Below are 13,645 nucleotides of genomic sequence, written 5' to 3' on the forward strand. Positions count from 1 at the left end.
CTCTGGGTGCTGGCCTATCTTATATTCATGGTTCGTTATACCGCGATCCTCGCCAGTCCACGAGCCGACGGCAAAGAGGGATGAACCAAACTCATCCAGATTTGTCGCTTTGGGGAACATCAAGTTTGCAATCATCCACTAAAGGTCAATAGCTCTTCTCGTAACACGCGCTAAAGTAGTAACACATCATTTTGTAACAGAGACACAGGCAACATGTACCCTGATCACTTTGACAAAGAAGACCTGATCCGCTGCGGGCACGGGAAACTATTCCCGGGCGCCATGCGCCTGCCCACCGATGAAATGCTGATGGTTGACCGTATCATCCACGTGGGTGCGGATGACGGCCTGTACGGCAAGGGCAGCCTGGTGGCAGAACTGGACATCAACCCGGATCTCTGGTTTTTCAAAGTTCACTTTGATGGCGATCCGGTCATGCCCGGCTGCCTGGGCCTTGATGCCATGTGGCAACTGGTCGGCTTTTTCCTGGCCTGGGGTGGCGGTGAAGGCAAAGGCCGCGCACTGGGCGCCGGCGAAGTAAAGTTCTTTGGCCAGGTGCTGCCGACTAACAAGAAAGTCACCTATCGCCTGGACATCAAGCGCCTGATTCGCCGCAAGCTGACCATGGCCATTGCAGATGCCCGAATGGAAGTGGACGGCAAAGAAATTTACACTGCCAAAGACCTGCGTGTTGGCCTGTTTACGTCTACAGATGACTTTTAGGAGTTAGCAAGATGCGTCGTGTTGTAATTACCGGCATGGGGATCGTCTCCAGCCTTGGTACCAACCAGAAAGAAGTAGCCCAGTCCCTGCGGGAATCCCGCTCCGGCATTGCGTTCAGCGAGGAAGCACGGGATAGCGGCCTGCGCAGCCACGTTGCAGGCAAGATTGACCTGAACCTGTCGGAACTGATTGACCGTAAAATCTGGCGTTTTATGTCTCCTGCTGCCGGCTATTGCTATTTATCGGCAAAAGAAGCGATCGAACAGGCAGGCCTGACCGATGAACAGATTCGCGCCAACACCACCGGTGCGGTCTTTGGCACCGGCGGCGCCTCGACTGTGGAGCTTCTGGACGCCATCGATACCCATCGTGACAAAGGCATCCGCCGGGTTGGCCCTTACCGGGTGCCCCGTACCATGGGCAGCGCCATCAACGCCTCCATCACCACCGCCTTTGGTATTACCGGCATCAATTACGGCATCACCTCGGCCTGCGCTACCAGCGCCCACTGCATCGGTCACGCGGCCGACCAGATCGCCCTGGGCCGCCAGGACGTCATGCTTGCCGGCGGCGGTGAAGACATCCACTGGACCCTGAGCCTGATGTTCGACGCCATGGGCGCGTTGTCCACCAAGTACAACGACACCCCGGAACAGGCATCACGTACCTACGATGCGGACCGCGATGGTTTTGTCATTTCCGGTGGTGGTGGCGCTCTGGTACTGGAAGCACTGGAACATGCCGAAGCCCGTGGTGCGACCATCCTTGCTGAACTGGTTGGCTTTGGTGCAACCTCCGACGGTGCCGACATGGTCGCACCAAGCGGCGAAGGCGCTATTCGCTGCATGAAGCAGGCGATGGCCAATATTGAGGGTGAAATCAATTACATCAACACCCATGGCACCAGCACCCCGGCTGGCGACATCACCGAACTGAAAGCTCTCAGGGAAACCTTTGGCGACAAGATTCCGCCACTGAGTTCCACCAAACCCCTGTGCGGTCACGCACTGGGCGCAGCGGGCGTTCATGAAGCCATCTATTCCCTGATCATGCAAAAAGAAGGCTTTATCGCACCGTCTGCCAACATCCAGAATCTCGATGAAGGCGCCACCGGTTACCCCATCGTTCGCGAACGCATGGATAACCAGAACCTGGACCTGGTGATGAGCAACAGCTTTGGCTTCGGCGGTACCAACGCCACCCTGATCTTCAAGAAAATCTGATCAGGACAGCCTGAGTGAACGGTATTCAGCCGGCGGAGTGCCCATCCAGCGCTTGAACGCCCGGCTGAATGCACTCAGCTCCGAAAAACCGAGTTGCTCGGCAATCTCTACCAGTGGCTTGGTTTTATCCTTCATGTACGTGATCGCTTGGTCACGACGAACCTGTTCCAGCAAAGCGGCAAATGTCAGCCCTTCCTGCCGTAACTTCTTGTGCAAAGTGTAACGGCTCATGTTTAATTGCGCTGCAACCGTCTCAACCCCCACCTTGCCACGCGCCAGCTGAGCCCGGATCAAAAAACTCACCCGCATACTGAGTGAACGCTTTGACATCTCAGGCTTCAGGGACTCTGATGCCATGCCAACTCCTCCTGCCATTCTGTTAAAGCTCCATCCAAAATTCTGACCAGCGTACACGTGTTAGCCGAATGTAATCAATACGACCTTTGAGCAAGATCAATGGAACTGTGACCGGCTTCAGGCAAAATTTGAACACCCATTACGCCTACCCGCAACCACCGATGATCTAAACCTCCCGGAGACACCATGACCACCCCGGAACTGCTCGCGCCCGCAGGCACCCCCGAACACCTTGAAACCGCCTTTGCCTACGGCGCAGACGCCGTCTACGCCGGCCAGCCCCGCTACTCTCTGAGGGTAAGGAACAATAGCTTCAAAGACGTTGCCGCCCTGGGCGCCGGCATCGAACGCGCCCACCAGCTGGGCAAACAATTCTACCTAGTCTCAAACATAGCACCTCATAACGACAAAGTACGCAGCTACCTGCGAGATCTGGCGCCGGTGCTCGAACAAAAACCGGACGCCCTGATCATGTCTGACCCCGGCCTGATCATGCTGGTACGGGAAACCTGGCCCGATCAACCCATCCACCTGTCGGTGCAAGCCAACGCCGTCAACTGGGCCACCGTCGAATTCTGGCGCCGCCAGGGCATCAACCGGGTGATTCTGTCCCGGGAACTGGCGCTCAACGAAATCCGCGAAATCCGCGAAAAAGTCCCGGCCATGGAACTGGAAGTCTTCGTCCACGGCGCCCTGTGCATGGCCTACTCCGGCCGCTGCCTGCTGTCTGGCTACATGAACCATCGCGACGCCAACCAGGGCGCCTGCACCAACGCTTGCCGCTGGAATTATAAGGAAGTGGCACACAGCACAGACCAGACCGGTGACCTCATCGCCACCTCAGCAAACAGCGCCGTGCAGTCATTTGAACCCAAGGAAATCCTCCTGGAAGAACCCAACCGCCCGGGCGGCTACATCCCCGCCTATGAAGATGAACACGGCACCTACATCATGAACTCCAAAGACCTGCGCGCCGTGCAGCACGTTGCAGAACTCATCAACATGGGCGTGCACTCACTCAAAATCGAAGGCCGCACCAAAAGCACCTACTACGTCGCCCGCACCACCCAAGTATACCGCCAGGCCATCGACGACGCCCTAGCCGGCAAAGCCTTCGACATGCACATGATGGACGAGCTCGAAGCCCTCTCCAACCGAGGCTACACCGAAGGCTTCCTGCGCCGTCACGTGCCCCAGGAATACCAGACCTACGAACAGGGCTCCTCCTACCTCGGCACCCAGCAAGTTGTAGGCACCATCACCGACATCGACGACCGCTGGCTCATCATCGACGTCAAAAACAAATTTGCCCCCGGCGACCAACTCGAACTGATCACCCCCGCCGGCAACCTCCGCTTCTCCGCAGCCACCATGGAAAACCGCCACGGCAAAGCCATGGACTACGCGCCGGGTAGCGGCCATACCGTTAAGATCCCGAAGCCGGAAAATTTGCCGGAGAACCTGGACTTCACCTATCTGACCAAAGTCTATCAAGGCAATAACCCGCCCTCTTAGTGCCCCGAAGACCGATTAAGGTATAATCCCTACACGACCAATTTAATACCTGACTAAATTACTCTGGTATTGTATAATCCTTCTCCAGAAGCAACGGGACACACCAAAATATCGGCCCTCCCGTCATCCAAAAAGCGATTGCAAGGCGTACTCAAGGACACGAGCGACCATTGCAGCACCAGCAAACCGAAGACATCCGCCGACACCACCCAGCCAAAGGTATGTTCGGCGAAACACAGGGCAACAAGCCCCAGATGAGAGACTTACGGAGCGACGATCATGGCGACCACCGACACCGAGGTGAAAGAGCTGATCAAACGGGAATACGAGCACGGATTTGTTACCGAAATCGAATCCGACACCTTCGAACCCGGCCTCAATGAAGACGTAATCCGCCGCCTGTCTGAACTCAAGCAAGAGCCCGAGTTCATGCTCGAGTGGCGCCTGAAAGCCTATCGTCGCTGGCTGGAAATGGACGAGCCCGAGTGGGCCCACGTCGACTTCCCCAAGGTGGACTACAATTCCATCTCCTATTACTCCGCGCCCAAGCGCCCGGAAGATATGCCCCAGAGCCTGGACGAAGTCGATCCGGAGCTGCTGCGCACCTACGAAAAGCTCGGCATACCCCTGCATGAGCGGGCCAAACTGGCCGGCGTAGCAGTTGATGCCGTCTTCGATTCCGTCTCCGTGGCTACCACTTTCAAAGAACCGCTGGAAAAAGCCGGCGTGATCTTCTGCCCCATCTCCGAAGCGGTACAAAAGTACCCGGAGCTCGTGAAAAAGTACCTGGGCAGTGTAGTGCCGGCTGGCGACAACTACTTTGCCGCCCTCAATTCTGCGGTCTTCTCCGATGGCTCGTTCGTGTACATCCCGAAAGGCGTCCGCTGCCCTATGGAACTGTCCACCTACTTCCGCATCAACGCCGCCAACACCGGCCAGTTCGAGCGCACCCTGATCATTGCCGAAGAAGGCAGTTACGTCAGCTACCTCGAAGGCTGCACGGCACCGATGCGGGACGAAAACCAGCTGCACGCAGCGGTGGTGGAACTGGTCATCCTGGACGACGCTCAGATCAAATACTCCACGGTACAAAACTGGTATCCAGGCGATGAAAACGGCAAAGGTGGCATCTACAATTTCGTCACCAAGCGTGCGGCCTGCATCGGCAAGAACGCAAAGGTGTCCTGGACCCAGGTAGAAACCGGCTCCGCCATCACCTGGAAATACCCAAGCTGCGTGCTGCGTGGTGATAACAGCGTTGGTGAGTTTTATTCTGTCGCGCTCACCCACAATTACCAGCAGGCCGACACCGGCACCAAGATGATCCACCTTGGCAAAAACACCAAGAGCACCATCATCTCCAAAGGCATCTCCGCTGGCCGCAGCTCCAACGCCTACCGTGGACTGGTGAAATTCGGTCCGGGTGCAGACGGAGCGCGTAACTTTACCCAGTGTGATTCGCTGCTAATCGGCGACCGCTGTGGCGCGCACACCTTCCCGTACATCGAAAGCAGGAACAAATCAGCCATCGTGGAACACGAAGCCACCACCTCCAAGGTCAGCGACGAACAGATGTTCCTGTGCCGTCAGCGTGGCATCGACCCGGAACAAGCCGTTTCCATGATCGTGAACGGCTTCTGTAAGGAAGTGTTCAAAGAGTTGCCGATGGAGTTTGCGGTAGAAGCCGGCAAGCTGCTGGAAGTCAGCCTTGAAGGTTCCGTTGGTTAATTTATTTACTACAGAATTCCCGAATACAGAGAGACGCTACCAATGCTGAGCATTAAAAACCTGCATGCCTCCGTCAACGGAGAGGAAATTCTCAAAGGCATTAACCTCGAGGTCAAAGCCGGGGAAGTTCACGCCATTATGGGACCAAACGGTTCTGGCAAAAGCACACTGTCCCAGGTGCTGGCAGGCAACGAGACCTTCGAAGTAACCGCAGGTGAAGTGACTCTGAACGGCGACAATCTGCTGGATCTGGCCACCGAAGAACGTGCCCGCGAGGGCGTCTTCCTGGCATTCCAGTACCCGGTAGAAATTCCGGGCGTGAGCAATCTGCAGTTCCTGCGCACCGCCGTCAACGCCATGCGCAAGCACCGGGGCGAAGAAGAAATGAACGCCGCTGAATTTATGAAGCTGGCCAAAGAGGTGTCCAAACAGGTTGATCTGGACCCTGCCTTCCTCAAGCGCGGCGTTAACGAAGGCTTCTCTGGCGGTGAGAAAAAACGCAACGAAATCATGCAGGCTCTTTTGCTGCAACCAAAGCTGGCAATCCTCGACGAGACCGACTCAGGCCTCGACATCGACGCATTGCAAGTGGTGTCTAACGGCGTCAACGCACTTCGGGCTGACGATCGCGCCATTCTCATGGTGACTCACTACCAGCGTCTGCTGAACCACATCGTGCCAGATTACGTGCACGTGCTGGCCGGCGGCAAGATCGTCAAATCCGGCGGCCGCGAACTGGCCCTTGAGCTGGAAGAGCGCGGTTACGGCTGGTTGGGCATCAAAGACGAAGACACCAGCAACTGATCAGGAGGTCGCGGAATGAAACCAGCACCAACGCTTTCCAGCGCCTTCCTGCATCCGGCCGGGCAAACCCTGCCTGAGCCCTTGCTGGCGCTGCGTAAACAACGGGCTAGCGCCTTGATTGACATGCCCTTGCCTACCCGCAAAACCGAGAACTGGAAGTACTCCAGCAAGTACCTCAAGTTATCGGACGACATGGCGATTTCCCTGCCGGCGGAGGGCAAAGCAGGCACCAGTCTGGCGATACCCGGGTACAAGGTCGTGTTTATCAACGGTGTCATGATTCCCGAAGCCAGCGAGTATCCGGATCTGGACGGCATCGTGATCCAGAGCTTCAGCGACCTCGATGCCAATGAAGCTCAGGCGCTGTCTATGCAGCTGGGCAGTGCGCTGGATCATGAACAAGCTCAATTCGCCCGCGTGAACGATGCCCGCTTTGAAGACGGGTTGCTGATTCGGCTCAAGCCAGGTGCGGTACTGGATCAGCCCCTGTTTATCATCCACAACACAGAAGCAGATGCCTGTGGCTCGGCCTACCCGCGCATCTACGTGGAAGCCGGGGCCAACAGCCAGATGACTCTGGTGGAGGAGTACACCTCCAGTGGCGAGGCCTCCGCTCTGGTCAATACTGTGACCGAGTTCAATCTGACGGATGGCGCCAACATCACCAGCATCCGCCTGAACATGGAAGGCGAGAATGTTCAGCACATCGGGGCCACCGGGGTCCTGCAAGGGCGCAACTCTCGCTTTGAGAGTCACTGCGTCGGTTTTGGTGGCCAACTACGCCGGCACGACCTGCAAGTCCGCCTCGAAGGCGAAGGCGCGGAGACCAAGCTCAATGGCGTGGTGGTTACCCAAGGCAAACAGCACTACGACAACCACACATCCATTGACCATGTGGCCGCCAACTGCACCAGCGAAGAGACCTATCGCAACATTGCGGCAGACCAGTCCCATGCGATTTTCAATGGTCGGATTCATATCCACCAGGACGCACAGAAATCCAGCGCGGATATGAACAACAAAAACCTGTTGCTCAACAATGGCGCTGAAATCGACACCAAGCCGGAGCTTGAAATCTACGCAGACGATGTGAAATGCGCCCACGGCGCCACCATTGGTCAGCTAGACGAGACATCACTGTTCTACCTGGTGTCTCGCGGCATTGGCCGCCGGGAAGCAAACGTGCTGTTAACCATGGCGTTTATCAACGAGCTGGTCAGCCAGATTCCGGTCCAGGCCGTGCGCGAAACCGCTCAGCTGCGACTGAATGATTTCTTCGAGCAAACCTTCCAGGAGATCTGAAGGCATGAGCGATCTGTCCGTGGCAAATAACACCGTAACCAGAGCGTTTGACGTAGCAGCCATTCGCCGCGACTTCCCGATCCTGGCTCAGGAAATTAACGGCAAGCCGCTGGTGTATCTGGACAACGGTGCCTCAGCCCAGAAGCCCCTGGCCGTGCTGGACGCCATGGATCGCTATTACCGTGAGATGCATTCTAACGTGCACAGAGGTGCGCATACCCTGGGCGACCGCGCGACCTCCGCCTTTGAAGGTGCCCGGGAAATTGTTCGTCATTTTCTTAACGCACCCAGCACCCAAGAGATCATCTGGACCCGTGGCACCACCGAAGCCATCAACCTGGTCGCCAATGGCCTGGCACCGCGCCTGAAAGCCGGCGACGAAATTCTGGTCAGCCATATGGAGCACCACGCCAACATTGTGCCCTGGCAGATGCTGGCTGAGCGTACCGGTGCCAAAGTGGTGCCCGTGCAGGTAACGCCCGAGGGTGAGCTGGATCTGGATTCATTCAACAGCTTGCTCACCGAACGCACCCGCATTCTGGCCATTACCCACGTTTCTAACGTGCTCGGCACGGTTAACCCGATCAGATCGCTGATCGAGCAAGCCAAAAAACTGGGCGTGATAACGCTGATTGATGGTGCCCAGGCGGTACCGCATTTCAAACCCGATGTTCAGGCTTTGGACTGTGACTTTTACGTGTTCTCAGCTCACAAGCTGTTCGGCCCCACCGGTATCGGTGTGCTTTATGGCCGGGCACAATTGCTGGAAGACATGCCCCCCTATCAGGGCGGTGGTGAGATGATCGAGCGGGTGTCTTTCGAGCGCACCACATGGAACGTCTTGCCCTACAAATTTGAAGCGGGCACCCCGGCCATCGCCGAAGCCGTCGGCCTGGCGGCTGCCATCAATTATCTGGACGGCCTTGACCGCAGAGCCATGGAAGTGGCTGAAAACGCCCTGCTTACCCGCGCCAATCAACTGGTGGAAACCGTGCCCGGCATGGAGATCATCGGCACCGCAAAGCAGAAAGTACCAGTGATGTCTTTCAAGATCGCCGGCCTGCATCCCAGTGACATTGGTACTCTGCTGGATCAGCAAGGCATCGCCATCCGTACCGGCCATCACTGTGCCATGCCACTGATGGATTTCTACGGAGTACCCGGTACAGCCCGGGCTTCATTCGCGTTCTACAATACGCTGGAGGAGGTCGAGAAACTGTTCACCGGCCTTCAAAAGATCCAGCGTCTGTTTACCTGAGGAGGTGGACACATGACAGCCGAAGTCTTCACCCCAAGCGATGTCAACGTGACCATGACGCCAACCGCCGTCAAACATGTGCGCAAGCAACTGGATAAAAGACCGGAAGCCAAAGGCATTCGCCTGGCCATCAGAAAAAGTGGCTGCTCCGGCTTCAAGTATGAAACCCAATGGGTAGAAGAAAGCACATCCGACGATCGAATTTTCGCGATCGATGGCGTGGATGTGTACGTGAAGCAGGAACACCTGCCCCTGGTAAACGGCATTGAAATAGACTTTGTTACCGAGGGAGTTAACTCCCTGTTCCGTTTCCGCAACCCCAACGCTACGGCGGAATGCGGCTGCGGCGAAAGCTTTACGGTGACATAAACAGAGGCCTTTTTAAGCATGCAAGAACGGGAAGTTGTCCTGACCAAGCGCGAGGTGGAAGCCCGCCTGGTCCCGTCCGGCACGGAAATCATGATTCCGTCGGACACCTTTGTCACCATCACCCAATCCCTGGGCGGCACCTTTACGGTCGCGGTCAACGGCAACCTTGCCCGCATTGAAGGCCACGATGCCGACGCCCTGGGCAAACAACCTCTCGAAAGCAGCTTCGACACGCCCGAAGACGGCAGCGTAAACGAAAACCAGGTTTGGGAAGCGTTACGCAACTGCTACGACCCGGAAATCCCGGTCAACGTGGTAGACCTGGGTCTGATCTACAACTGCAACATCGAAAACGGGACCAAAGACGGCAATCACATCAACATCACCATGACCCTGACCGCCGCAGGCTGCGGCATGGGCCCGGTGATTACCGAGGATGTGAGACGCAAGGTGGAGCATGTTCCCAACGTGGACAAAGTGACGGTAGAGCTCACCTTTGACCCGCCCTGGAACAACGACATGCTCACCGATGAAGCCAAACTGGAATTGGGAATGCTATGACCGCCCACGAGCAGCAATTTCTGGACAACCCTCTCGGCACCAAAACGACTCTGGAAGACGTTATCGACGCTTTCGACTTTCTGGATGACTGGGAAGATCGCTACGCCTATATCATTGACCTGGGCAAACAGTTGCCGGCATTTCCCGATGATGAGCGAGTCGAGGATAATTACGTGCATGGCTGTCAAAGCCAGGTGTGGCTGATTCACCACCACGATCAAGACAGTGACAAGCTGCTACTGCTGATTGATTCTGACGCCATGATTGTACGCGGCCTGGCAGCCATCATTTTGGTCGCCCTGAACGCCAAGACACCCAGAGAACTCCTGGCCGTCGACATCGACGAGTTGTTCGAGCAACTGGACCTTTTCCGCCATATCTCCCCGACACGGGGCAATGGCCTGCGAGCCATGGTTGGCAAGATCCGCGATATTGCCGCAGCCGAAGTGGCCTGAGCTCACCAGATAATGGCGATGTCGTCGCGCTGAAGGTTTACCTGTCCACCAGTCATCGGCAACCGACCCGTGCTGAAATCCGGGTGCACATTATCCAGAGTGATAGAAACCCCGGCATCCGTGAGTTCTGGCGTACCGTCCAGCGAATCAAAATAACGCTGGCTGCGGTATATATTCAGCTCGTCTCCCGGCTGCAGTCCGGCGGTAGCGCCGGAAGCCAGGGTTACCCGGTCACCCTCAACCCTGGTTACCCGCGCCATAAACGGCTGACACGCTAACGCATTGTTCACCGCAGCGGTCATGTCATCAATAACTCCGGTAACCGCCTGCCCCCACTCAGACTTCTCAAAACCTGCAGAGGCAAAGCCACCGCTGCCACTGCCTTTTGGATCCCAATGGGCAGAGGTTGCGAAGCGCTGCTGGAAGACCGGTGAGCCACTGAACCCATCGAATACCATTACTTCAGCCTCAAAGCGGCGAGTGGTGTCCACCAGGCCAGCCCTGCGCTGCATGCGATTGGTAATCGAGCTGCCCCAGGCATTGGGATCAGACAAACCGATATCACGGATCACACCAGACACCACAAATTGTGCACCCAGTTCACGGGCCAGCTGTACCACGTTGGTCAAATGATTGGCCGTCAGGTTTTTTTGAGACGTGGGTGCATCCGCCAGATTACCGAACAGTTGCAACGACGTTGCTCCCAGCACCTGCATACGACCCTGTGCCTGCAAGCGGGCAACCAGTGCCTGCGGCAACTTCTCGCCGGCGTCGTCCAGTGCCTGACTGCCACCCTGGGCGGGCATCGTAATCGGAAAGCCGGTCACTGCAACCCGCTTGCGCAGTCCGCTGGCATCACCGGCCTTACAGCTGGCACGGTCAGCTGCGCCCGCCAGTTCAGCCCGCACAATCACCCTTAACAGATTGCCACTGCGATACTCATCAATAATGGTGGCATTACGCAGTTGGGCTCGAGCTGACAACCGGGTTTGGGACTGCGTCAGCTTGCCATTCTCCAGGGTATCCTCTGTGCTGATGCTGGCCTCATACTGCAGGGCGAGATCCCGCATGGCCGCTTGCCGGGCCTCGGCACGGGCCTGGTCCAGATTGTTCTCCCGGATATTGGCATGGCCCACACCCTCAAGCATGGCCGCATTCACCACGCCGGCACACAACCAAAACAGCAATAAAACAATAAGTTTCATAGGTCTCCCGCAACGCGCCAGAGCAACGGCGGTTTAGTCCAGGTAGTAAAGTGAGTTGGTGCGGCGCGCTTCCACATCGCCTACCCGGTCGTTGTGCCTGGGCATGGGAATAACACATACATCCCGCACCTGATCATCGGCCACGCGAGACACACATTCACGGAATCGCGGCTCCAACCTGAGTTCCATAACGGTTTCGACCACACCGTCGCTATGCTCATTGACGGCCACCATCCGGGCACCGCGAATATAGCTGTCAACGTAGGTGCGGAATGTATCGTTGTGCACCACAAAATCGTTCACGGTAGAGCTGCCATAGATCACCGTACCGTATACCCGCTCAGCGAGGTTACGGTATGCATCCAACTGGGAAGCACGTCGCGCCATCAAGCGCTTACGGGTATTTAGCCGATCTTCCCGAACGTCCTCATAGGTACCAAAGCCACTGACCCGAACCGTTATCGGCTCGAACGTGTTTGAGTCGTCCTGCGTGCTATGCTGATAACCGCCCACCGGCGCGCAGGCTGCCAATGCAAAAGCCAGAACAGGCACGAGAGTCCATCGCAGTGTCATTATCTTGTCTCCGAGAAACACTTTTGCAAGCACCATGGAAAAATCACGCCAGCATTAACAACCCCATGATCTAAAATACTTTTCTAAAAAACTCACACTTTATTTTGCCGCCAGGCGGCAACACGCTGCCTTCGTTTACAGATAGAGAACAAACCGTTACCGGTTGTGAGCTGTGTCATAGAAAAAACTGGGCTAACCTTGCGGCTAATTAATTATTTGTACCTGCACCATAATAACCTCAGGACTGTTCATGAACACAAACCGCCTCAGTAAGCTGTCTCTGGCCGTCGGCCTCTCTATTGCTACCACCTCGGCCCTTGCCAGCCCTCAGGGCGCAATGTCTGCGCGCTCCTTTGCCATGGGCGGCACGGGTGTTGCGGTTGCTCATCCATCTGCAGCGCCTCTGGCCAACCCCGCAATGATGGCTGCGCCGCAACACGAATGGGCGGATGATTTTGGACTAATGCTGCCTTCGGTTAATGCGCGCTTTGCAGATGAAGAAGACGTTATTGATCAGATTGATGATATTCAGGATGTGATTGATCAGTTCGACGGTCAAATCAATGGTTTTAGTGCTGCCCTCTCACCAGAAGACGTTGAGCGCTTTCAGAACACAGCCAGGGATCTCAGTAACCGCCTTGAAGCATTCAGCGATGACACCATGCGTGTCAACCTCGGCCTTGGCATTGGCATAGCCTTTCCCAGCCCACGCCTGGCTGTTGGTGTGTTCACCACGGGTAATTTGACCGCCTCCGTCCGTGGTGAGCTGGACAACCGTGACCAAGCGTTGCTGGACAGCATTAGCAATGCCCAAACGGCCGCCGACATAAATACTATCCTTAACGATAACGATCGGGACATCGAATTCAATTCCCGCGGGCGCATCCTGGCATCCGCCGTCATCGAGGCTGGTGTCAGCTTTGCCAGCACCTTCCAACTCAACAATGGCGATGCACTGCAAGTTGGTGTGTCGCCAAAATACGTCGAGCTTCGCACCTTCCAGTACACTGAATCAGTGTCAGGATTTGAGGATGACGAATTCGACGGCGACCAGTACCAGACTGACAAGAGTGGATTCAACCTGGACGTCGGTGCCGCTTATGCCTTCGGCCAAAATCGCGAATGGAATGCCGGCGTTGTCGTTAAAAACCTGATCCCGATGGAGCTGGACTCCGCCCAGAGTCGCCCCGATCTGGGCGAACAAAAGCGCACGTTTGAACTCGACCCCATGGTCACCGCCGCCATCGCCCACAAGGGCAACTACCATGTTGTCACCGCCGAACTGGACCTGACCAAGAAGAAAGCCTTCGGTTTTGAAGACGATACCCAGTGGCTGGCTGTCGGCGCCGAATTCGATGCCTGGCGTTACGCCCAACTGCGCGCCGGTATCCGACACAACCTGGCCAGCAACAGCGACAACGACGGTATTGAAGAAGATACCCAGTTCACCGCTGGCCTGGGCCTGAACATTCTCGGTGCGCGTCTTGATATCGGCGCGCTGTACAGCAGTGCTGACGTGGGTGCAGCCATCGAGCTCGGAACCTCCTTCTGATCTCGGCATAGTCTCATGAG

The 13,645-nt window shown here is 56.4% G+C and carries 14 protein-coding genes; 11 read left to right on the top strand and 3 right to left on the bottom strand.

The window, feature by feature from the left end; translation table 11 throughout:
• Nucleotides 1–213 precede the first annotated feature (213 nt).
• Nucleotides 214–723: a bifunctional 3-hydroxydecanoyl-ACP dehydratase/trans-2-decenoyl-ACP isomerase gene (gene fabA, locus IBX51_RS08670; protein WP_291830751.1), complete on the top strand. Its 510-nt coding sequence runs from the start codon at nt 214–216 to the stop codon at nt 721–723.
• Nucleotides 724–734: 11 nt separating this feature from the next.
• Nucleotides 735–1,946, top strand: a complete 1,212-nt coding sequence (gene fabB, locus IBX51_RS08675) for a beta-ketoacyl-ACP synthase I (RefSeq protein ID WP_291830752.1) — start codon at nt 735–737, stop codon at nt 1,944–1,946.
• On the opposite strand, the gene IBX51_RS08680 is transcribed toward fabB, so the two are convergent.
• A complete protein-coding gene (locus IBX51_RS08680; RefSeq protein WP_291830753.1) occupies nt 1,947–2,303 on the bottom strand; it encodes a helix-turn-helix transcriptional regulator in 357 nt (118 codons plus the stop codon).
• 186 nt (nt 2,304–2,489) lie between these two features.
• Here IBX51_RS08680 and yegQ point away from each other — a divergent pair, with 186 nt between their 5' ends.
• The 8 genes from yegQ (at nt 2,490) to IBX51_RS08720 (ending at nt 10,295) form a co-directional block, all read left to right on the top strand.
• Nucleotides 2,490–3,818, top strand: coding sequence for a tRNA 5-hydroxyuridine modification protein YegQ (gene yegQ / locus IBX51_RS08685; RefSeq protein WP_291830754.1), 1,329 nt, complete (start codon nt 2,490–2,492; stop codon nt 3,816–3,818).
• 279 nt (nt 3,819–4,097) lie between these two features.
• Nucleotides 4,098–5,546, top strand: coding sequence for a Fe-S cluster assembly protein SufB (gene sufB / locus IBX51_RS08690; protein WP_291830755.1), 1,449 nt, complete (start codon nt 4,098–4,100; stop codon nt 5,544–5,546).
• A gap of 42 nt (nt 5,547–5,588) precedes the next feature.
• Nucleotides 5,589–6,350 (top strand): Fe-S cluster assembly ATPase SufC, encoded by a 762-nt coding sequence (gene sufC, locus IBX51_RS08695; RefSeq protein ID WP_291830756.1) that lies wholly within the window; start codon nt 5,589–5,591, stop codon nt 6,348–6,350.
• A 15-nt stretch (nt 6,351–6,365) separates the two neighbouring features.
• On the top strand, nt 6,366–7,652 hold the full coding sequence (gene sufD, locus IBX51_RS08700; RefSeq protein WP_291830757.1) for a Fe-S cluster assembly protein SufD: 1,287 nt from the start codon (nt 6,366–6,368) through the stop codon (nt 7,650–7,652).
• 4 nt (nt 7,653–7,656) lie between these two features.
• Nucleotides 7,657–8,910: an aminotransferase class V-fold PLP-dependent enzyme gene (locus IBX51_RS08705; protein ID WP_291830758.1), complete on the top strand. Its 1,254-nt coding sequence runs from the start codon at nt 7,657–7,659 to the stop codon at nt 8,908–8,910.
• Nucleotides 8,911–8,922: 12 nt separating this feature from the next.
• Nucleotides 8,923–9,279, top strand: a complete 357-nt coding sequence (locus IBX51_RS08710; RefSeq protein ID WP_291830759.1) for an iron-sulfur cluster assembly accessory protein — start codon at nt 8,923–8,925, stop codon at nt 9,277–9,279.
• An 18-nt stretch (nt 9,280–9,297) separates the two neighbouring features.
• Nucleotides 9,298–9,840 (top strand): putative Fe-S cluster assembly protein SufT, encoded by a 543-nt coding sequence (gene sufT / locus IBX51_RS08715; protein WP_291830760.1) that lies wholly within the window; start codon nt 9,298–9,300, stop codon nt 9,838–9,840.
• Complete coding sequence (locus IBX51_RS08720) at nt 9,837–10,295, top strand: SufE family protein (protein WP_291830761.1); 459 nt, start codon at nt 9,837–9,839, stop codon at nt 10,293–10,295. Before sufT ends, IBX51_RS08720 begins: the two co-directional genes overlap by 4 nt.
• 2 nt (nt 10,296–10,297) lie before the next feature.
• Here IBX51_RS08720 and IBX51_RS08725 read toward each other — a convergent pair whose 3' ends face one another.
• A complete protein-coding gene (locus tag IBX51_RS08725; RefSeq protein ID WP_291830762.1) occupies nt 10,298–11,500 on the bottom strand; it encodes a flagellar assembly protein T N-terminal domain-containing protein in 1,203 nt (400 codons plus the stop codon).
• Between the two features lie 33 nt (nt 11,501–11,533).
• Nucleotides 11,534–12,073 (bottom strand): LPP20 family lipoprotein, encoded by a 540-nt coding sequence (locus IBX51_RS08730; RefSeq protein WP_291830763.1) that lies wholly within the window; start codon nt 12,071–12,073, stop codon nt 11,534–11,536.
• 250 nt (nt 12,074–12,323) lie between these two features.
• Between IBX51_RS08730 and traF the strand changes: the two genes are divergently transcribed.
• On the top strand, nt 12,324–13,625 hold the full coding sequence (traF, locus tag IBX51_RS08735; protein ID WP_291830764.1) for a conjugal transfer protein TraF: 1,302 nt from the start codon (nt 12,324–12,326) through the stop codon (nt 13,623–13,625).
• The last annotated feature ends 20 nt before the right edge of the window (nt 13,626–13,645 follow it).

It is taken from the genome of Marinobacter sp., assembly GCF_014859525.1.
Classification (GTDB): domain Bacteria; phylum Pseudomonadota; class Gammaproteobacteria; order Pseudomonadales; family Oleiphilaceae; genus Marinobacter.

Coding starts and splice junctions, on each gene's coding strand:
- fabA (WP_291830751.1), top strand. CDS start 214: ATGTACCCTGATCACTTTGACAAAGAAGACCTGATCCGCTGCGGGCAC.
- IBX51_RS08705 (WP_291830758.1), top strand. CDS start 7,657: ATGAGCGATCTGTCCGTGGCAAATAACACCGTAACCAGAGCGTTTGAC.
- yegQ (WP_291830754.1), top strand. CDS start 2,490: ATGACCACCCCGGAACTGCTCGCGCCCGCAGGCACCCCCGAACACCTT.
- sufT (WP_291830760.1), top strand. CDS start 9,298: ATGCAAGAACGGGAAGTTGTCCTGACCAAGCGCGAGGTGGAAGCCCGC.
- fabB (WP_291830752.1), top strand. CDS start 735: ATGCGTCGTGTTGTAATTACCGGCATGGGGATCGTCTCCAGCCTTGGT.
- IBX51_RS08710 (WP_291830759.1), top strand. CDS start 8,923: ATGACAGCCGAAGTCTTCACCCCAAGCGATGTCAACGTGACCATGACG.
- IBX51_RS08730 (WP_291830763.1), bottom strand. CDS start 12,073: ATGACACTGCGATGGACTCTCGTGCCTGTTCTGGCTTTTGCATTGGCA.
- IBX51_RS08725 (WP_291830762.1), bottom strand. CDS start 11,500: ATGAAACTTATTGTTTTATTGCTGTTTTGGTTGTGTGCCGGCGTGGTG.
- sufD (WP_291830757.1), top strand. CDS start 6,366: ATGAAACCAGCACCAACGCTTTCCAGCGCCTTCCTGCATCCGGCCGGG.
- sufC (WP_291830756.1), top strand. CDS start 5,589: ATGCTGAGCATTAAAAACCTGCATGCCTCCGTCAACGGAGAGGAAATT.
- IBX51_RS08720 (WP_291830761.1), top strand. CDS start 9,837: ATGACCGCCCACGAGCAGCAATTTCTGGACAACCCTCTCGGCACCAAA.
- traF (WP_291830764.1), top strand. CDS start 12,324: ATGAACACAAACCGCCTCAGTAAGCTGTCTCTGGCCGTCGGCCTCTCT.
- IBX51_RS08680 (WP_291830753.1), bottom strand. CDS start 2,303: ATGGCATCAGAGTCCCTGAAGCCTGAGATGTCAAAGCGTTCACTCAGT.
- sufB (WP_291830755.1), top strand. CDS start 4,098: ATGGCGACCACCGACACCGAGGTGAAAGAGCTGATCAAACGGGAATAC.